Here is an 18,880-nt window from a genome sequence, read left to right on the forward strand (position 1 = left end):
GCCGTACGCAGCACACCCGGGGATGCACCGCAGTCGCCGCTCCTGAGCACCTCGGCAACCATTCCGGCTCGGAAGGGGTCCTTCATGCCAAGCTCTGTTCGGGGCCATCAGGGACGCGGACGGAGGATCGGTGTGGGGGTACGCGGGGCAGCGAAAAGCGTCGGCGACTTCCTGAGCGAGACGGTGGGAGAAGCCGTCGCCAAGGTGCTCCTCGGGCTGCTGGCCTGTGCCCTGCTCGGCTGCTTGGCGTGGATCGCCTACGCGAGCTGGTCAGTCAGCCCACGCTTGACCATCGCGGGGGCCGGGCTGCTCAGCCTCTTCCTCGCCCACGGCGCCTGGCAGACCTTCCGCACTCCCGCCAAAGGCCGGCGTAGGGGCCACGCCGCCCTGGCCACTGCCGGATTCACCCTGGCAGCCATGACGGCCCTCTTCCTCCTGCTCTACACCGCAGGCTGCGATTGCCTGTGAGGATGTTGGCTCCACGACCTGCGATAGCCAGGTGCAACGTAACGAGGTGTTGAGACCATGCATCGTGGACGGCGCGACGGTCTTGCCCCGCCCGGTGCGGCGCTGTGCGGTTCATGAGAGCCAGTGCGTCACTGAGGGTGGCTGGTCCGGGGGGTGCCTGCCCGTGCACCCAAACCCAACCGACAGCTGAGGCACGGGCCGATGCCGGGGACCACAGAGATCACGTCCACCCGTGCGCCGTCAGTCCGCACTGGAAGATCTTTCCGGTCACCGGTTTCAGTCGAAGGCAGAACCAGCACGCGACGCGTCATCGCCCCCGACCGGCCGCGGACCACGGGGCGGCCCCGCTCCCCGCTCCGGCCGGCGGGCCGAGTACAGACGGTACGACACAGACTGGTTCTCCTGCGGGGAGTCGATGGCAGTGACGGCCTCCACCGCAAGGCCGTACTGGGCCAGTAGGTTCTTCCACTGCTGGGGCTCAAGGACCCACATGTACACGGAGTGGTAATCGTCGGTACCGGGGAGCCGGAGGACTTCCGGGCGCGGGACCACCGCGGTCGAGGGGCCGGTGCCATAGGAGTTGGTGTGCAGCGCGCTGAACACCAGGCGCCCTCCGGGTGCCAGACCGTTCGCCACGGCCGGCAGAAGCCGGTGCGGGTCCACGTACGGCACTCCGCCGATGGAGTAGATCAGGTCGTAGGGAGCCGCTTCCTGCAGATGAGCGACGGCGTCGGCGCACACCAGGTGGAGGCCGGCTGTGTCCGGGTAGCGGGCGAGGGCACGCTGGTGCTGGGCTTGGGAGGCGTCGACGGCGGTGACCTCGGCACCCAGGGCGGCCAGCCGGGCTGCGTGCCGACCGAGCCCGCTGCCGAGGTCGAGCACGCGCAGTCCTGCCACCTCGCCGATGGCCTCGATACCGGGCTCAGTGTCGGGGATTCCCCAGTCCCATCTGTCCAGCTCGGGAAGTTCAAGTCGTCGGGCCAGTTGGTGGGATCCGTAGATGTTCCAGATCTCGACGGTGTCCTTCTCGATGCCCACGAGGCCTCCATGGATGGCCGGGGTGGCAGTCAGGGGCGGAGTGCGTAGCAGCGGAGCACGTCCATGTCCTCGGTACGGACGGTGGCCCATCCCGCGGTGAGCGTCTCCGCTTCCTCGGGAGTGATGCCGAGGCCCTGCGAAGGACCGGCGACAGTGCGGCGGCCGGCGATCTCGGTCACCACCCAGAAGGTTCCGCCGGGCGCGAGGAGTCGGCGGACACGGTCGATGAACGCGGCCTTGTCGTCCATCCACCGGTAAACCAGACGGCAGCTGACGACTGCGTACGACGGGTCCGTCAGGGTACCGAGGTCATCGGTGGTGATGTCCATGCACCGCCAGATCGGGTCGGGGCCGGGCCCGGCCCTCTGTTCGGCGGCCAGTGCAATGGCGCTGGGTGAACAGTCCACGCCAGCTGCGCGATAGCCGAGCTGACCGAGACGGCGGGCAAGGGAGCCGTCGCCGCATCCGATGTCGAGAGCCGGGCGCCCGCCGCCCGGGCCGAGGTGCTTCTCCAGCAGACTGGTCTCGATGCTGTCGAGCTGCCGGTAGCGGCGTCCTTCGGCCCAGAGCGACTCCCAGTAGGCCGCGCTCCCAGTGGACTCGGTGGTCATGAAGCTCCTTCGCACGCGGGCGGCACGGCCTCGGGGGTAGCCGGATTGGCAAGTCGCGCGGGGTGTCGCTGTCTCCCTTCATGCCCATCGCGGCAAGGCCGCTCACCCAGCTGATGCCCCTGCTCAGAAGAGTCCGCCTGCCGGAGCCTGGTCGGACGACCCCGACGGCGCCCCGACACGTTGTTCGGGGACTGAGGCTACGACCATGACAAGTGCCGCCGACTCGTCCGGCTTGCGGCATCAATCCGGTGATCGCCCGCCGTTGTGTCCCGCATGGATCCGGCCCCGGCATTCACTGATGGGTCGTCGATCGAATCTTGCGAAGTACACGACACCAGCGACTGCTCCCCCGCCGGCGCCGCCCCCGCACCACGGACGAGAACGGCCGCGGCCTCCTCCTCGTCGACCAGCTGAGCCGGAAGTGGAGCACCCGCAACACCCCGGACGGCAAACTCATATGGGCCGAACAGCGACTGACACCCAGCCCGTGCGACCAACCGCAGCGCCCTTGGCACATGGCTCCAGGGGTGGCGCCGCTCGCCACCAGGATGAAGGTGGTTGTCCTCGGTATCGGCCTCGATGCCCACTTCGGGTTGTCAGGGTGACGCGCGGGCTCCCGCCACTGGCAGGGGCGTCGAGCTACACGCCTCCGGACTTCGCGCGCTCAGCGGACGATGTCGCTCGCCAGCTGCCAGAGGCGTTCGGCGTTCGCCGGGTCCAGGGCGTATCGGGCCACGCCGGGAACACCGAGTCGAGTGGGACGAGTGTCGACCAGGGGGGCTTCGTTGACATCCTCGAAGTATCGTCCGCCGACGCCTTCGACCAGCGGCGACGCGGCGAGGAACACGCTGGTCGCGGCGCCTTGTTCGACCGTCTTGCGGTAGGGCTCCGGTGTCCGCAGGCCGCCGGTGTGCCGCTGCAGGTTGGTGGCGATCGCACCGGGGTGCAGTGCATTGGCCGTGATCCCCTCACCGGCCCAGCGGCGCTGGACCTCGACGGCCAGAAGGACCTGGGCGGTCTTGGACTGCCCGTAGGCAGTTAGCGCGTCGTAGGGGCGGAAGCGGAAGTCGATGTCGTCGAAGACCACGGGGGAGAACAGATGGCCGCTGGAGGACACCGAGACCAGGCGCGCCCGTTCCGCGTCGGCGAGGGCACGGTGCAGGCCCAGGATCAGGGCGAAGTGTCCGAGGTAGTTGGTGGCGAACTGCTGCTCGTGACCGCCGATGCCGCGCTCGAGGTCCGGCGGCATCATGATTCCGGCGTTGTTGATCAGGACGTGGAGCGGGCCCCGCCAGGCGACGGTGAACGCGCGTACGGACTCCAGGTCGGCCACGTCCAGGCGGGCCACACGGATCGCTTCGTTGCCGGTGGCCTTGCGCAGGTCCGCCGCGACCCGCTCGCCGGCCTCTGGACGGCGCACGGCGAGTGTGACCTCGGCGCCGCCGGCCGCCAGAGCACGGGCGGTCTCGACCCCGATGCCCGAGTTGGCCCCCGTGACGACCGCCCGCCTGCCGGAGAGGTCGACACCCTCGATGACATCCGAGGCGGGGCTGTCGCGGTCGAACGGGCTAGTGAAGAGCTGGGACATGTGATGCATACCTCCTGGTTCGCGGATTGTGCTGCCAGCCTGCACCGGATGCCGGCGAGCGGGCAGGTTGGCCTGAGACTGGGACCGGCAGGGCCACTCAGGCTCCAGCACGCCTCCGTGCGCTGGACGCATGCCAGCGATCGAAGGCGCCGACACACTGGGCCGCTATCTGCATGCCGCAGGGAACTGGTCCAGCCCGACGATGCCGGTGTTGTGGATCAAGGCAACCGGCTCGTCCCCGGGCTGCGCCGTGAGGAGCTCGCCTTCCTCGCGGGCATCAGCTCCGACCACTACAACCGCTTGGAGCAGGGCCGCGACAAGAACCCCTCCGAGCAGGTCCTGCGCAGCATCGCCCGCGCGCTCTGGCTGGACGAGGAGCCCACGGCCTACCTGCTGCGGATCGCGTGTCCAGGCATCTTCGCCGCAGGGTTCCCGGCTGTCAGCCATGGGGGAATCCGCCCTCAAGGGGGTCGAGCCGAAGGCGCTGCAGTTCCATCCTGTGGATCAGCCACCGGTTGTTCACCTTGCGGTATTCCTCCTTGTAGTGCCCCCAGCCGTGGATGCCTTTGGGTGCCTCACCGGGGCCACTGGGGAAGGTCACGATGTCCTCCATTCCCCAGACACCACTGGCAGTCCCCAGGCCGGTGATCTCAATTTCCGGCATGATCGCGCTGTGCACGCTCGTCGAATCGCCCAGCCACTCCCGAGCGAGCGAGATGAAGTCCTCGACCGACTGTTCGTCACCGCTGAGGGTGGATCGGGCGTCATCGGTGAACAGGCTCCGTAGGCCCTGCCAGTTGCGCGTGTCGACGAAACGGCAGTAGCGCGCCTTGAGCTTCTTGATCTCTTCAATGTCTGACAGCGTCTGGTATTCGGACATGCGCTCTCCGTCGGTGTTCCGATGTGTTGGCTCCTAGCCCGGTGTCCCCGTCGCCAGAAGGACCCATCCGGGTGAGGCCGGCCTTGCGTATCGTCTGCAGGTACCCAGAACAGACGGTTGGGCAGGACGTCCGTGGCAGCCGACGCTGCCCTTGTTGCACGTGTGTGGGCACCTGCTGGCGTGGGCGCGCCACTCCTGTGCACTGTTCAGCAGCGTTCGTTCGTTACATATCCAGCGGAGGGAGGCCCAGCGCCGCACTCGGTGATGTGGTGTACGCGCGACGTCAGCCGAGGGTCTGGGCGGTCTTCTGCCGTGATGCGTTGGCGATGGCGTCCAGGAGCCGGTGGCGGTTGTGGGCGTACGCAAAGTCGGGAACGGTGTGGGTTCCCTCGCGCAGGTCCCGTCCGAGGTGGGTGTAGAGCGCGGCGACGTTCCTGGCCGGTCCGGTGAGGCCCGCGGGAATGTCGTCGGAGTACTCGGCGGGCACTTCGAGCGTGGAGACGGTCGTGTCCTCGCCGAAGCCCGCCTGGAGGGTGAGGTCGGTGACCTGGATGTTTCCCCAGGGGGCGGTCAGGACGATGTCGCCGTCGGTGCCGTTGATTTCCCAGCGGAAGTTGTCGCCGCGCGAGGTGCCGCCGCGGTAAAAGACCGAGGCGGCTGCGTCGTTGTACAGCGTGCCGATGAGGGCGATCTGGTCGGGGGCGGTCACCGGGATGACAGTGTTGCCGTTGTCGGTCACGGTCACCTCCGTGCGGCCGCGCACGAGATCGGCCGACAGATGGCCGAACTCGCCAAGCGTGACGTTGAGCGCGTCGATGGCGTGCAGGGCGGCGCCGGACAGGGGGGTGGCGCCCTGAGTGTCGTCGTACCAGTACGAGTGCGCCTTGGTGGTCTGCCCGTTCCAGACCATGCCGGAGGCCACCAGGGTGGTGCCGAGAACCCGGCCGATCCGGCCGTCCTCGATCAGCCGGCGCGCATAGCGCAGCTCGGGGTGGTAGCGCCCCTGGAGACCCACGACGGTGCGCACCCCGGCCGCTTCGGCACGGCGAGTCAGCTCGGTGGCCTCGGCCAGGTTCAGGGCCAGCGGCCACTCGGAGTAGACGGTCTTCCCGGCATCGATCGCGGCCGAGATCAGTTCCCGGTGGTGACGGACCTTGACCGCGACCACGACGACGTCGACCCCGGGATGGGCGAGGAGGGCTGCGTGGTGGTCGAAGGCGGCCTCGACCCCGAACTCCCTTCTGGCGGCCTCCGCGGACTCACGGCGGGAGGTGCTGACGGCGCGCAGCTCGAAGTCCGGTACCGCCTTGAGAGCGGGAATGTGACTGATGGAGGCCCAGCCGCCCGGGCTACCGCCGATGATCCCGACACCAATAGTGCTCATATCGTCACTCCTGCGAGAAGGGGCCCTTCGGGCCGAGGGGTAGTGGTGGGTGCCTACTTCTTGCGTGCCGTGGAGGGCGTCCAGTTGGGGGCGCTGTCCACCCGAAACCGGGACGGCACGGTGCTGGAGATGTACCAGTGGCCATTGATCCGCTGACACATGTCGCGTTACTGACCGTAGTAGCGGAAGCCGGTCTTGTAGTTGAATCCGGTTGAGGGCGTACGGGACGCGATCAGGCACCGTCGCCACAGTGAAGCGTATATGGAACGATGTGTCAAAAACATCAATGCATATCTGCATCGATCGTTCTGGCAGATCCCCGCACGTCGCGCTGCGTAGAGTTCGGAGTTCGACACGGGACGCACAAGGCAGCGGCACGCCGCGGAAGTCTCTCGAGCCACCGACGCGTCGACCAGGAGCTGACGAGCACGACCGGTCGGCATGGCATCCGGCCCAATTGAGGGTGGGAGCACGATTGCACGCGGAGGAGTGGCCCCGGGTTGCGTCATGGGACCAGCTGTCGCAACGGCCAGCAGGCTGCACGGTCTCGGACCATCCCTGCATTCTCACTTTCCGGAACCGCTTGACCACATTGAGCAGCAGGGCAGGTGGGGCCTCAAAATTATTTGGCGATCGTTTAATATAGGGGTACTCTGGCCTGCATGGCACGCACTCGCGAGTTCGACACCGACGCCGCCGTCGCCGCGGCGATGGAGGCGTTCCGGCGCACCGGATACGGTGGCACCTCCATGCGGGACCTGGCCGAGGCCATGGAGATCGGCAGTGGATCGATCTACTCGGCTTTCGGCAACAAGGAGGGCCTCTACCTGGCCGCACTGGACCTGTACCGGCGGCGCTACGCGTTGCCGTTCATCCAGATGTTGCGGGCCAGCGGTGACGCGCGAGAGGCCGTCCGTGCGGCTTTCGAAGCGGTGATAGATGAGGTCACCTGCGGTCCCGGTCAGGCGTCATGCCTGATCGTAGGGGCGGCCATGGAGCGTGCGCACAGCGATGCGCAGGTAGCCGAACGGTTGCGTGCGACGACGCAGCTACTTGAACTCACGCTCTTTGAAGTGATCACCGAGGCGCAGGGACGCGGCGAGATCGCGGCCGACCGGAGCGCCGCGGATCTCGCAGCATTCCTGGCCATGACTTTCCAGGGGCTGCGGGTCATGGGTGCCATCAGTTCGGATCGTGCCGCGTTGACGCGGGCCGCAGAGGTCGCCCTGAGCTGCATTCAGTGACTGTGCGGCGCTGTGGCCGCTCGACCGGTTGCCGCGCCGAAGGTCCATCCGAGGCGTTCCTTGCCCTTTTATTTAACGATCGTTCGTTCATGCTGGGCCATGCAACCGAGGAGGTCGCCCCCCATCTCTCCCCGGCCGGAGACCGACCGCACAGGCCGTCGGCTCCACGCTGCTCGGCGTACGCCTTGCGCACCGGGTCCGCCCCGGCCTGCTGATGGGAGCCGGATACGCGGTGTCGGGCGTCGGTGTACTGATGCTCGCGCTCCTTGACGTCGATTCCTCGTTCGGATACATCGCGGCGGCCAAGGTGGTGGTGGGCGCCGGCATCGGCACGGCGTTCATGCCCGCCTTCAGCCTGGGCGCTCACGGTGTGGAACCCCCCGACATCGGGGTCGCCTCCGCCATGACCAACACGTCGCAGCAGATGGGCGGCTCCATCGGCACAGCTCTGCTGAACACCATTGCCGCGAGCGCCACCACCGGATGCGTCGCCTCCCACCACGGCGCCGATTCCCTCTCCCTGTCGCTGGTTCACGGGTACGCCGTTGCCTACTGGTGGGGCACCGGATTCCTCGTCGCGGCGGCACTGTTTGCCTTCCTGGCCATCAACACAAACAACCCCAGGCGCCAGTCGGTCGTCGCGGCCAAGAGCACGGAGACCGCGGTGCTTCAAGGCGCCCAGTGACCCGTTTCATGCCCCGCCAGGCTCGGTCGCCGCGCGTGGCCGGGCATGGCGAACCTCGGCGCGGCGGCCCCGACGTGGAGCACCGACCGCACGTGTTTGCCTCAGGACCGGCCCATCGCCGTCGTCAGTCACGACCACTTCGGCCAGTGCCGGCATCTCGACTCCGTCGCAGGTCAGGACCTTTCCCAGTTCGTCACCACGACGCGACGGCCAGATGATGGACCAAGTAGTCGCCAGTGTCCAGGCGGACGTAGTGGTCCGCGGCAGCCGCAGAGCTGCCTTCCACCCGCCCGGCGGGGAAATGGAAGGCAGCATGCGGGATTTGTCGCCGAGCTGCACGCAGCTCTGCGGACTCCTCCGAGACCCTGCCAGGGCGCCGGCCGTTGTCGATGTCGTCCTGGCGCAACCACTTCGACAACGTGACCGGATGGATGCCGAGGTCAACGGCGGTCTGCTTCTGTTCTTTTCCTGCCCGCCCCAACGCGATGGCGCGGGCGCGGAACTCAGCGGGGTAGGCGCGGGGCATGTCCGGCAGCCTTTCGTGAAGGCCGTCAGTTAGCCAGCAGAACTGGAACCTGAGAGGTGGGGCAGGTCAAACTGGAACCTGAGAGGTGGGGCAGGTCATCTGAACTGGCTTGGCCCGGCTCATCGATCGTCCGCGATGCGGAATCGACAGCCCCACGGGTCGGTCGGCGTAGATCCCTGACCCACTCCTGAAGAACAGTCAGGCCACGACTCCAGCGGTTGAGTTGCTCGATCACCGTCGCCGGCATCTCCGGCCACTGCTCAACGTCGCTACTGGTCTGCCCTGCATGTCGCACAGCGGGGGCCGGCAGGTCGATCGAGCCGATGCCTGCGGCGCCGCAACCGGCCCGTCAAGGAAGCACGTCAGTGGTTGCTATTCGCTGAGCAGCCAGCCGCCTTGCGGAGAGGCAACTCGTCGGTGCCGCTGTAGAACGTGTGACCACGAGCCTCCTGCTGCCCTCACACTCGCCGCAGCGTCTGCCCATGGGCTCTGACCACGCTGCGAAACGCGGGAGGACGGACCAGCGGACAGTCGCGGCAGTCTCGCCCCGCGTTCCTCCGTCGTACCGCATTCCGACCAGTCCTCTCAGTCGATGTCGACCACGATCTTGCCTTGGGCAGCCCCGCTTTCAACGGCCTCGTGAGCTGCGGCGATGTCGGTGAGCGTGAAGCGCCTGGGGTCGAGATTCGGCTTGAGTGCCCCTGCGTCGGCGAGGGCGGCAGCCTCGCGCATGATCTCTCCGTGGTGTTCCCGCCCGCGTCCGGTGAGGAGAGGCAACAGAGTGAAGATGCCGGAGTAGGTTGCGCCGCGGAAGGAGAGCGGTGCGAGGGCGTGGGTTCCCCAGCCGAGGGCGCTGACCACGTGACCCGTGTAGGTACGTACGGCCGTGAAGGAGGCGTCGAGCACGGTGCCGCCGACGGTGTCGAAGACGACGTCGAATCCGTCTCCACCGGTGTACTTGGCCATGTATTCGTTCACGGGGGTGGTCGTGTAGTCGATGGGAGTGGCTCCCAGGCGCTCGACCGCCTCCAGTCGTGCGGGGGATGCGGTGGCGAAAACTTCGGCACCGCGCGATCGGGCGATCTGCACGGCTACGTGGCCGATACCGCCGGCTCCGCCGTGAACGAGAACCTTCTGTCCCGCGTGAACCTGCGCCCGGTCCACCAGGCCCTCCCATGACGTGATGAAGACCAAGGGCAGCGCTGCGGCCTCATGCAGAGTCAGAGAACCAGGCTTACGAGCGAGGAGACGTGCGTCCACCGCCGCGTACTCAGCGAGAGAGCCCTGCACATCTCCGACACCTCCGGTCATACCGAAGACCTCGTCGCCAGGGGCGAAGTCGCTGACGCCGCTGCCGATCTCCTCGACCACGCCTGCCATGTCCAAACCCAGGACGGCTGGAGGCGTGCGCTTGGCGTGGGGTGCCTTGCCGGCCCTGATTTTGGCGTCCAGCGGGTTGACACCACTGGCCTTGATCTTGACCAGTACCTGACCGGGTCCTGGAGCGGGCGTTTCGATTTCGCGAAGGACCAGCGGGGTGTCGAACTCTTCGAGAACCATCGCGCGCATGACTGTACCTTTCTTGCGTATTGGAAACCGGACAGGGAAATCGAGGATGTTGCGACTTCCGGCGGCCGGAGTCAGCCATCTTGGTCCGCACGCTCCAGAGTGCGTTGTGGTCTCAGGCGTGGTCGGCAACCAGGCGGCGCGCGGCAGACTTCGCATCTTCCACGACAGCCCGGTCCTGAAGCAGGCGGCCAGACGTCAGGGCACCATCGATGAGAAGCCCTATGTGCCGAGCCAGTGCACGGGGACTCTGAGCACCTGCCTGCTCGCTCAGCTCGGTCAGCCACGCTTGACGTCGTCGCGTGTGTTGCAGAGTGATCGCTCTGGCTTCCGAGTCCAAGTCCGTCTCGACCGCCGCGCTGACGAACGGGCAGCCGAAGAAGCCATGGCGGTCGAAAGCATCCGTCAGCGCATCGAAAAGCCCGACGAGATGTTCGCGAGGGCCATCACCCGCACGCGCGGCAGCCTCCTGCAGTTGCGCCATCCAGGAGTCGTCCGTCTTCCGCAGATAGGCCGCAATCAGCTCCTCCTTTGTGCGAAAGTGCACATAGAGTGTCGACTTTGCGACGCCTGACACTGCCAGGACCTGGTCGATACCGACACCGCGCAGTCCGTGCGAGTAGAACAGCTCGGCCGCCGCAGCAAGGATCCTCTCCTCCGACTTCGTCTTCCTCGTACCCGTCGCCATGACACCTCCCTTAATCAGACAGACTAGTACGTTCGATTAAGGCCGGCAAGGCACCTCCCGTCCTGGCGTGCTGGAAGGCTCATCCACCGTTATCTCTCTCGTTCACTTCAGCCTCCACCTCCCTGTCGTGCCGCCAGGCAGGAGAGAAGGACGGTGTCGGGTTGCATCGTCTGCGGCCCGCCTGCCATCTGTGCGCACCGAGAGTAGGCACCGGACGATGGCGCCGGCGCGCCGTCAGCGGAGCCGTACGCGGCCAACGGCACGGGCGTACCTGTCCCACAGCGACGAAGCGTCCGCGGTGCCGCTTCGACCCACACCGTCCCGCGAATGCGGCCGCGTGAAGCCAGGTGCAGGTGTCCGGCCCTGCGGAAGTAGCTGGAGGAGAGATTGCCGCAGCGGTGCGCCTGCAGGATGTGCTCGGGCTCCCTACGGCCTGGTGCGCCGCGTCGTGGGTTGGCCGGTCGTGGCCCGCAATTCCGGCAGATGACCCCCGGGGCCTGAATGCTGGCCAACAGTCACACACGCTCCTGGGTGCGGAACGGGGCACCGAGGATCGACAGGCGCGGAACCGTCGATGTCCGCGCGGGACGAAGCGCAGACAGGGCACTACGCTCTCGTCATCTGCGCCCAGTCCTGTGGAGCTCTTGCAGTCTGGCTGCGGGAAAGGCACTTGGCGTGGGCCAGTCCTCCGCCCGGTAGGTCGAGGCGGTGGTCCAGATCAGCCGGATCGCAACGCGTTGCCCGCCTCACGAATCAGGTCGACGAGAACGGAAGCCTCTGGAATGGCGACGGTATGCGATCCCCCCTGCAACTCCACCGTCCGGCGCGACCCGGCTCGCTCCGCCATGAATCGGTGGGCGGCGACTGGAATATTCTTATCCGCGCTGCCGAAGATGAACCAGCTAGGAAGCCCGCGCCACGCTGGTTTCCCGGAGGGTTCGTTCAGCGCCGCTTCCGCGATCGGGCGTTGCGTCGCCGCCATAACTGATGCCTGAGACTCCGGGGAATCGGCAGCGAACTGGGACCAGTAAGCTTCCTGACGGATATACAGATCCTTACCTCCATCAGACAAGGGGATCGTTTCGAGAGTTTCTCCCAGCGTACTTCCCTCATAACGACTCGCGAGCTGGACAGCGCTCTCTCCCTCATCAGGAGCGAAAGCTCCTACAAATACCAAGGCCTTGACCTTATCATTCCCTGTCGCGGCATTTGAGATCACGAAACCCCCGTACGAGTGCCCTACACAGATAATTTCTCCATCAATACCATCGAGCACACTGCGTAGGACGTCGGCATCGTGCGCGACTCCCCTTAGCGGGTTGGCAACAGCCAGTACGGGAAAGCCCTCACCAAGGAGGGAAGCAACGACACCGTTCCAACTGGCCGACTCGGCAAATGCACCATGCACGAGCACAATGGTCGGCTTCCCCGCGGACAACCTGGTGATAGCCACTATCTGACCCTCCACTCAGAATCAAATTGCCTGTATCAAGCTTCAGCCTTGCAGAAGCCGGCGCAGATATCAGTAATCGCCACATAGAGCGCAAGTGTCGCCTGGGTGCATCTCGCCTTATGGATGTGCTCAGCCTGAACGACTCTCCACTCGAGCTAGTCGATGAAGCAGGTCCAAGCATTCGCCGAAACTCGAATCCTGGGATTGTCAAGCCTACCGGCCTGGATCGAGTCGCGCACACCGTGCGTCGGCCGGTTCCGCAATCTGCTGAGCATCTGGATCGTCTTCTCAGCGCATCAGCCGCTCTCCGTGCATCGGCCAGTCCGACCAGAGCGACGCTCGTGGAAATGGCGGGTACGTACGCGAAGTTGAGGGCGAACTGTCCCGACGGCTGAGGGTGCAACCGGTCAGATCCACCGAGGCCGCAACGGTATCCGTTCATGCCATCAGGACGGTATTTCTTCGAACCGTACGAATCGGTCAGGCGCGATGGGCGACGATCAGGCAGCAGTCAAAGAGGCGAACATTCCGGCGGCAGCTCACATAGGGCTGGGGTGCACTCGCCCCAGCAGCCGCCTCGCTCACCTACAGAAGCCAGCGCACGAACAGAGACTGGGCACAGGTCGCAGCAGGTTTCGGCGTATCCACCACCGCCAGGGCCGCCAACCGCCCCGCGCACAGGTGACGAGAAGCGTCGAGTCGCAGACCGGGCGCCATTGGCACCGACGCCGCAGGAGGCGACAGGAACAGGCGTCGAGGGGTGTCCACATGCCATATCGCTCGCCAGCCTGGAGAATCGGCTGTAAGTGGCCGTGGGGACTTCTGCCGCCGGAAGGAGCCGGAAAATGGGAGAGCACGTACTCGAGCCGCAGGCCCAGGAAATCGCGGACGCGACAGCGAACCCGCCGTTCCTGTACGAACTCGGCCCCGAGGGCGCCCGCAAGGTACTCGACGACATCCAGGCTGCCCCGGTCGACAAGGTGGAAGTGGGCGAGGACAAGTGGCTCACCGTGCCGGCAGAGGTGGGCGACGTCCAGGTCCGCCTCATCAAGCCCTCGGACGCCACCGAGGGCCCACTACCGGTGATCCTCTACATCCACGGAGGCGGATGGATCCTGGGCAACTCCGGCACACACGACAGGCTCATCCGCGAACTGTGCGACGGCGCGAAAGCCGCAGTCGCCTTCGTCGAGTACGACCGCTCCCCCGAAGCCCGCTACCCGGTGGCGATCGAACAGGCCTACGCGACCGCCCAGTGGGTCACCCAAAACGGAGCCGACGAAGGACTCGACGCGAGCCGCATGGCGGTCGCGGGCGACTCGGTCGGAGGAAACATGACGGCCGCCGTCGCAATCATGGCCAAGCAGCGGGGCGACGTCACCTTCGTCCAACAGTCCATGTACTACCCGGTCACGGACGCCGGACAGAACACCGACAGCTACCGCGAGTTCGCCAACGGCCCCTTCCTCACGGCGAAAGCCATGGAATGGTTCTGGGACGCCTACATCCCCGGCGACAACGACCAGCGAAACGAGATCACAGCGTCCCCGCTGCGCGCCACACTGAAGGAACTCACCGGACTCCCACCCGCCCTCGTGATCGTCGACGAGAACGACGTGCTCCGTGACGAAGGCGAAGCCTACGCCCGCAAGCTGACCCAGGCCGGCGTACCCACGACCAGCGTCCGCTACAACGGCATCATCCACGACTTCATGATGCTCAACCCCGTACGACCCACCAACGCCACCACAGCCGCCATGGAACAGGCCATCCACGCCCTGCGAAAAGCACTCAAGAGCGACTGACCCCGACAGGCCCGCGCAGTTCGCGGCCCCGGCGCCGACCAGAGACAGGCACATGCGCTGGTTGACAGCTTGTCACGCGTCGTGGCTGTTTCCGACCGTCGGACTGGAGGGCCATGAAAGCAGTAGCCGTGTGGGAGTACGGCGGAGCCGAAAAGCTACAGTTGGTGGATCTTCCCGCACCGCACGCCGGCCCGGGCCAAATGCGTGTCCGCGTGCACGCGGCGACGGTGAATCCCGCCGACTTCCTGCTGCGGGAGGGGGCCATCGACGCAATGCTTTCTGGCCGGCTCCCCCCGCCCTACCGGCCGGGGATGGAAGCGGCAGGGGTGGTGGACGAGATCGGACCGAACGCGGTCACCGACTTGCACATCGGTGACCGTGTGATGGCGATCGTCATCCCGATCGACCCCTCCGGCGGTGCCTACGCCGAGTACATCGTCCTGGACCCGAGGCAGGTCGGCAGAGCTCCGGCCGGCAGCACCCATGCCGAGGCCGCAACACTGCCGATGAACGGACTGACATCGCGCCTGGCCCTCGATGTACTCTCGCTTGTCGCCGACAACTGGCTTGCCGTCACGGGAGCTACGGGCGCCGTCGGGGGCTACGCGGTGCAGTTGGCGAAGGTGGATGGCCTGCGCGTGGTGGCCGATGCCGCACCGGCCGACGAAGATCTTGTTCGTACGCTGGGGGCCGATCATGTGGTGGCCCGGGGACCCGACCTTGCCGGGCGCATCCGGGCGTCCGTCCCGGATGGTGTGGCGGCCGTGGTGGACGCCGCACTCTTGGGGTCTGACGTAGTCCCGGCGATCCGGCCCGGCGGCCAACTGGCCGTAGTCCGCCGCGTCGGGGACCGCGGGGTCGTTTCCTCGCGCCAGCACTCCGATGTGACCGTCCGGGATGTATGGGTTCCGGAATACCGGTATGCCCGGGACAAGCTGGACTCACTGCGACTGCTCGCAGAGGAGGGAAAGCTCTCGCTGCGGGTGGCACAGGAGTATCCCGCCTCCCACGCTGCCGAGGCGCACCGACGCTTCGAGGCCGGCGGCGTCCGGGGCCGCCTCATACTCACATTCTAGTGCCGCATCAAGCAACGTTCGCCCCCGCCTTGTTGCGACGCGGCGGCTGAAGCTTCCCCTCGACATTGAACACCTGGTGAGGCTTCCCCTTGATACGGGACAACCTGTTGCAGAGGAAGTAGTGCCAGGTGGGAAGCAAGCGACCACACCAGGCGGTACACGGAGGACCACCGTGCTGCACATCGCCTCCAGGCCGGCCTGGGGGTACCTCAACCCCGTGGAGATCCGACAGCGACACGAGCAGCAACACATCCTCGCAGCGCAAACACGACTGTCCGGCATCACGGGGAACTTCGGCTTTCCTCTCGTCAACCAGCGCTGCGTGCACATCTGTTCAACGCGCACGCATGGCGTCGGCGCCACAAGCCAGGCCATCCCCGGGCAGGTGGAAGCCGTAGTCAAGGACAAAGTTCAGCCCATCGCATAGCGCCCCTTTCGTGCGTGACGGTGCCGTGCCGAGTGGCGAGGGTGGCAACAATGAACATCCCGCGGCCGTGCTCGTCCTCCGAGTCGGTGTGCGACGGCAGTGGGGACTGCGAGCCACCGTCGATGACCTCGATGCGAAGGGCGCCGCATCGCATGCAGCGGACCCGCAGGGCTGCCGGCGGGAGAGCGTGGACGACGGCATTGGTGACCAGCTCGGAGATGATGAGAAGCGCGTCTTCGCACGCCGAGGGCGGCACTCGCAGACGTACCAGGAAGTCGTGCGCGAGGCGGCGGATCCGGCTGACGTCTGCGGCGCCGGCGCCCACCAGGACGAGGCACCTGGCTTCTTTGTCATCCGTGTCGGGCCAGAGTCCGTGGCGCGGGGCCTGACCGGAACCAGGGGCCGTGGCGCCGGGACCCGCTTCGAGCAGTTGCACCGGACCGGCCGGTTCAGGGAGTACTTGGGCAGTCATGACAACCTCGCGCCTTCCGCGTGGGGGCCGAGCGGACTCCGACCCCGCCCCAAACTGGTAATAACCAGATATGACCAGACTGAACCCGGTGTGGAGAGGTTGTCAATTGGGTCCAAGGAGATTTTCGGCAGGCCTCAGGGCGAACGGCGCGGAGGGGGATCGCATGCATCAGCGTCCGCTCCGGATCCGGGCGCGGAAAGCCCGACGGTGGGACTCCTGCACCTGCTCCAACGGATCACCGTCGAATTCCCACGGCCAGGCGGTGGCCACTGCCGACATGGCCTCGAAGACCGGCCAGGCGTCGCGCGGGCGCGTGGCTTTCGTCAGTACGTAGGCGAGGAGGTTGAGGTCGGCGAGTGCTGCTGCGTGTGTGAGGAATCCGGGCTGCGGCCAGGTTGCGACAGCGTGGTCGACAAGGGCGCTTTCGTGCGGCTGGTTCCAGTGCCGGTGTGCGGTCAGCGCTTCGATCCCGCCGGCTGCCAGAGCTCTGCGGTACCGGGCGAGGGAGTGGGTGAGGCTGAGGGCCGCCACGGGGGCTCCGGGAGGCGCGGCGATGGTGACGGAGTCGAGGAACTGCACGGTCAGGGCACTGGATCCGCATTCCTCCGGGGAAACGTAGCCCAGCATCTCGCGGTGTGCTTCCCGGTTCCAGCGGTCGCGCTCTTTGACGGCCTCCCACACGGGCTGCACCGCCGCGCCGGAGGCCCGCTGCATCCGGTGGCAGCTGAGCATGGCAACCCAGGGGGCGGGGTCCGGGGGCGCGAGCGCCGCTGCGTGCCGGCACAGACGCATGGTGGCGTCGATGTCGAGAGCCGTACCGGTGGCGCGGGCCCTGTGGATGTCGGCGAAGACCTGGAGGAGCAGGGCGTCGGCGCCGGCAGGTTCCCGGCTTCGCCAATGGTGGGCCAGGACGGAGGCTTCGGGGATGGTGCTGAGCACGAGCAGGCGGTGCATGCGCCGGTCCCAGTCGTCTGCCGCATCGCGCAGTACCTGCTCGACGGGGTACGTGAGGGCCCCGCGGTCGTTGGCTTCCGCCAGGTTGTCGCCCTGGGCGGCGATCTGGGCTTCGAGGTGAGTCAGAGTGCGGGTGAGCTGGCTGTCGTCCAGTTGTGGGCACAGTCGGCGGGGTGGTCTCTGTCGTCTTCGGGGCCACATGGTCACCTGCTCCTTCCTCCGTTGTGTCCGTGCGGCAGCGGATGCCGGGGCCGCTGCCGCACGGAAGCTGTCAGGCCGTGCGAGGTGTCTGTGCGTCAGCGAGGGGCGTCCCGGCAGACTCCCCTCAGGGCGGAGGTCGTGTCTGTGGCCGTCACGGCGAGCAGAGCTGCTCCGAGGAGCCCGGCGTCCGCACCGAGAGGAGAGATCTCCACCGTCGGTGCGGTCCGCCAGGCCAGTCCCCGTTGCAGGCTCCGGCGGACCGGGACCGCGAGGAGGTCTCCGGCCGCTGCAATACCGCCCGCCAGGACGATGCGCTGGTGGTCGAACAGGACTGTCGAGGTAACGAGTGCCCTGCCGAGGGCGTCCGTCGCCTCGGCCCAGACGCGGGCGGCGTCCGGGTCGGTGCCGAGGCGTGCGGTGATGTCGGCGGCGGTGTCCACACTGCTGCCGGCGCGGCGGTAGCGACGGACCAGGGCGCTGGCTGCGGCGTAGGCCTCGACGCATCCGCGCTGACCGCAGGGGCACGGCTCTCCGTCGGCGTGCACGGGGATGTGGCCGAACTCCCCGGCGATGCCGCTTGCGCCGTGTATGAGTCGGCCGTCGCTGACGATGCCGGCAGCCAGACCGGTGCCAAGCACGACCACGAGCAGGTCGCTCACGCCGGCTCCGAGCCCGAGCTGCCGCTCCGCCAGGCAGGCGGCCCTCGCATCGTGCTCGAGGGTGACGGGCAGGTGCACGGCGGCGGCCACGGCTGCGGCCAGAGGTGTGTCGCGCAGGCCGAGGTTCGATGCGAAGCGGACGATTCCGGCGTCGGTGTCGATCAGCCCTGGAGCGGAGAGGCCGACGGCCCTGACGCCGGGGCGGACGAGGGCGGTGGCCGCCTGCACGACCGCGGCGACGACAGCGTCGGGTCCCCTCGGTGAGGGTGTGGGAAGTCGCAGGGTTTCCTCGGCCGTCCCTTCGGCGTCGTAGCGGGCTGCCTTGATCGTGGTGCCGCCGAGATCGACGGCGACAACATGGGCGGGGCGTGTCATCAGTACCTTTGTCCGGCGGGCTTGTAGCGGGCAATGGAGCGGTAGTAGGCCCGTTGTTCCAGCTGGGAGGCGGCGAGCGCGTCCACCACGACGGTGACGTGGGGGTGCAGCTGGAGGACCGAGGCGGGGCAGGCCGCGGTGACGGGGCCTTCGACGGCAGCAGCCACCGCGCGGGCCTTGTGCGGGCCGGTGGCGATCAGCACGAGGTGGGACGCCTCGCCGATCGTCGCGAGTCCCTGGGTGATGACGTGGCGGGGAACGTCCTCGATGCCGCCGAAGAAGCGGGCGTTGTCGCGGCGGGTGTCGTCGGTGAGGGTCTTGAGCCGGGTGCGTGAGGCCAATGAGGAGCCCGGCTCGTTGAAACCGATGTGGCCGTTGACCCCGATTCCGAGTATCTGCAGCCCGACGGGCCCTGCCTCGGCGAGGCAGCGCTCGAAGCGGCGTGCTTCCGCAGCCGGGTCGGGTGCCGTGCCGGAGGGCAGGTGGAGTCGCGCGGGGTCGAGGTCGACATGGTCGGCCAGCTCGCGTCGTATCACCTGGGCGAAGGACTGCAGATGGGCGGCCGGGAGCCCTACGTACTCATCGAGCAGGAAGGCCTCGACGCCGCTGAAGCTGAGGCCCTCGTGACGGTGGCGCCGGGCCAGATCCCGGTAGACCCCCAGGGGTGAGGAGCCCGTGGCCAGCCCCAGCGTTCTCACGCCCTCCGCCAGCGCCTGGTGGACGATGCCGGCGACCGTACGGCCGGCGTCCTCCGCATCAGGGCGGATCACCACCTCCATG

19 protein-coding genes and 2 pseudogenes are annotated in these 18,880 nt (G+C 67.1%); 8 read left to right on the forward strand and 13 right to left on the reverse strand.

Annotated features, from left to right (window positions below; translation table 11 throughout):
• The first annotated feature begins 84 nt into the window (after positions 1–84).
• Entirely contained in the window at positions 85–468 is a 384-nt protein-coding gene (locus BLT82_RS28250; protein WP_244529670.1) for a lysine transporter LysE, read from the forward strand.
• 276 nt (positions 469–744) lie between these two features.
• On the opposite strand, the gene BLT82_RS28255 is transcribed toward BLT82_RS28250, so the two are convergent.
• On the reverse strand, positions 745–1,506 hold the full coding sequence (locus tag BLT82_RS28255; protein WP_244529671.1) for a class I SAM-dependent methyltransferase: 762 nt from the start codon (positions 1,504–1,506) through the stop codon (positions 745–747).
• Positions 1,507–1,535: 29 nt separating this feature from the next.
• Entirely contained in the window at positions 1,536–2,117 is a 582-nt protein-coding gene (locus BLT82_RS28260) for a class I SAM-dependent methyltransferase (protein ID WP_093659871.1), read from the reverse strand.
• A gap of 317 nt (positions 2,118–2,434) precedes the next feature.
• Between BLT82_RS28260 and BLT82_RS38240 the strand changes: the two genes are divergently transcribed.
• Positions 2,435–2,722 (forward strand): ATP-binding protein, encoded by a 288-nt coding sequence (locus BLT82_RS38240; protein WP_093659873.1) that lies wholly within the window; start codon positions 2,435–2,437, stop codon positions 2,720–2,722.
• Positions 2,723–2,781: 59 nt separating this feature from the next.
• Here BLT82_RS38240 and BLT82_RS28270 read toward each other — a convergent pair whose 3' ends face one another.
• Entirely contained in the window at positions 2,782–3,705 is a 924-nt protein-coding gene (locus tag BLT82_RS28270) for an SDR family NAD(P)-dependent oxidoreductase (RefSeq protein WP_093659875.1), read from the reverse strand.
• Between the two features lie 48 nt (positions 3,706–3,753).
• On the opposite strand from BLT82_RS28270, the pseudogene BLT82_RS28275 reads away from it, so the two are divergent.
• Positions 3,754–4,035, forward strand: a pseudogene (locus BLT82_RS28275) (hypothetical protein); the annotation flags it as partial.
• Between the two features lie 109 nt (positions 4,036–4,144).
• On the opposite strand, the gene BLT82_RS28280 reads toward BLT82_RS28275, so the two are convergent.
• Both BLT82_RS28280 and BLT82_RS28285 read right to left on the reverse strand, forming a co-directional pair.
• Positions 4,145–4,585 (reverse strand): nuclear transport factor 2 family protein, encoded by a 441-nt coding sequence (locus BLT82_RS28280; protein WP_093659877.1) that lies wholly within the window; start codon positions 4,583–4,585, stop codon positions 4,145–4,147.
• A gap of 283 nt (positions 4,586–4,868) precedes the next feature.
• The gene (locus BLT82_RS28285) at positions 4,869–5,969 is read right to left on the reverse strand and encodes a Gfo/Idh/MocA family protein (RefSeq protein WP_093659879.1); all 1,101 of its coding nucleotides are present in this window, start codon (positions 5,967–5,969) and stop codon (positions 4,869–4,871) included.
• A 662-nt stretch (positions 5,970–6,631) separates the two neighbouring features.
• Here BLT82_RS28285 and BLT82_RS28290 point away from each other — a divergent pair.
• Positions 6,632–7,213, forward strand: a complete 582-nt coding sequence (locus BLT82_RS28290; RefSeq protein ID WP_093659881.1) for a TetR/AcrR family transcriptional regulator — start codon at positions 6,632–6,634, stop codon at positions 7,211–7,213.
• A 253-nt stretch (positions 7,214–7,466) separates the two neighbouring features.
• Positions 7,467–7,898 (forward strand): MFS transporter, encoded by a 432-nt coding sequence (locus BLT82_RS28295; protein WP_208868065.1) that lies wholly within the window; start codon positions 7,467–7,469, stop codon positions 7,896–7,898.
• 319 nt (positions 7,899–8,217) lie between these two features.
• Here the strand turns inward: BLT82_RS28295 and BLT82_RS28300 are convergent.
• The 4 genes and pseudogenes from BLT82_RS28300 to BLT82_RS28315 all read right to left on the reverse strand — a co-directional run.
• Positions 8,218–8,424: pseudogene (locus BLT82_RS28300) on the reverse strand (transposase); the annotation flags it as partial.
• Positions 8,425–9,009: 585 nt separating this feature from the next.
• Entirely contained in the window at positions 9,010–9,993 is a 984-nt protein-coding gene (locus BLT82_RS28305) for a zinc-dependent alcohol dehydrogenase family protein (protein WP_093659883.1), read from the reverse strand.
• A gap of 112 nt (positions 9,994–10,105) precedes the next feature.
• Complete coding sequence (locus BLT82_RS28310; protein ID WP_093659885.1) at positions 10,106–10,678, reverse strand: TetR/AcrR family transcriptional regulator; 573 nt, start codon at positions 10,676–10,678, stop codon at positions 10,106–10,108.
• 718 nt (positions 10,679–11,396) lie between these two features.
• Positions 11,397–12,131: an alpha/beta fold hydrolase gene (locus BLT82_RS28315; RefSeq protein WP_244529672.1), complete on the reverse strand. Its 735-nt coding sequence runs from the start codon at positions 12,129–12,131 to the stop codon at positions 11,397–11,399.
• 845 nt (positions 12,132–12,976) lie between these two features.
• Between BLT82_RS28315 and BLT82_RS28320 the strand changes: the two genes are divergently transcribed.
• The 3 genes from BLT82_RS28320 to BLT82_RS37330 all read left to right on the forward strand — a co-directional run bounded on the left by BLT82_RS28320 (position 12,977) and on the right by BLT82_RS37330 (position 15,439).
• Positions 12,977–13,936: an alpha/beta hydrolase gene (locus BLT82_RS28320; protein ID WP_093659889.1), complete on the forward strand. Its 960-nt coding sequence runs from the start codon at positions 12,977–12,979 to the stop codon at positions 13,934–13,936.
• 113 nt (positions 13,937–14,049) lie between these two features.
• Positions 14,050–15,012, forward strand: a complete 963-nt coding sequence (locus tag BLT82_RS28325; protein ID WP_093659891.1) for an NADP-dependent oxidoreductase — start codon at positions 14,050–14,052, stop codon at positions 15,010–15,012.
• A gap of 172 nt (positions 15,013–15,184) precedes the next feature.
• The gene (locus BLT82_RS37330; RefSeq protein ID WP_167746110.1) at positions 15,185–15,439 is read left to right on the forward strand and encodes a hypothetical protein; all 255 of its coding nucleotides are present in this window, start codon (positions 15,185–15,187) and stop codon (positions 15,437–15,439) included.
• Here the strand turns inward: BLT82_RS37330 and BLT82_RS38875 are convergent.
• The 4 genes from BLT82_RS38875 to nagB form a co-directional block, all read right to left on the reverse strand.
• Positions 15,411–15,911 (reverse strand): ATP-binding protein, encoded by a 501-nt coding sequence (locus BLT82_RS38875; protein WP_093659893.1) that lies wholly within the window; start codon positions 15,909–15,911, stop codon positions 15,411–15,413. The two genes, BLT82_RS37330 and BLT82_RS38875, sit on opposite strands and share 29 nt — an antisense overlap.
• 168 nt (positions 15,912–16,079) lie before the next feature.
• The gene (locus BLT82_RS28335; protein WP_143041555.1) at positions 16,080–17,072 is read right to left on the reverse strand and encodes a hypothetical protein; all 993 of its coding nucleotides are present in this window, start codon (positions 17,070–17,072) and stop codon (positions 16,080–16,082) included.
• 89 nt (positions 17,073–17,161) lie between these two features.
• Positions 17,162–18,100 carry an ROK family protein gene (locus tag BLT82_RS28340; RefSeq protein WP_093659897.1) on the reverse strand — a complete coding sequence of 313 codons (939 nt, stop codon included), beginning with the start codon at positions 18,098–18,100 and terminating at the stop codon, positions 17,162–17,164.
• Entirely contained in the window at positions 18,100–18,879 is a 780-nt protein-coding gene (nagB, locus tag BLT82_RS28345; RefSeq protein ID WP_093659899.1) for a glucosamine-6-phosphate deaminase, read from the reverse strand. The genes BLT82_RS28340 and nagB overlap by 1 nt, the downstream gene beginning before the upstream one ends.
• Position 18,880 lies beyond the last annotated feature (1 nt).

Source organism: Streptomyces wuyuanensis (assembly GCF_900103455.1).
Taxonomy (GTDB): Bacteria; Actinomycetota; Actinomycetes; order Streptomycetales; family Streptomycetaceae; genus Streptomyces; species Streptomyces wuyuanensis.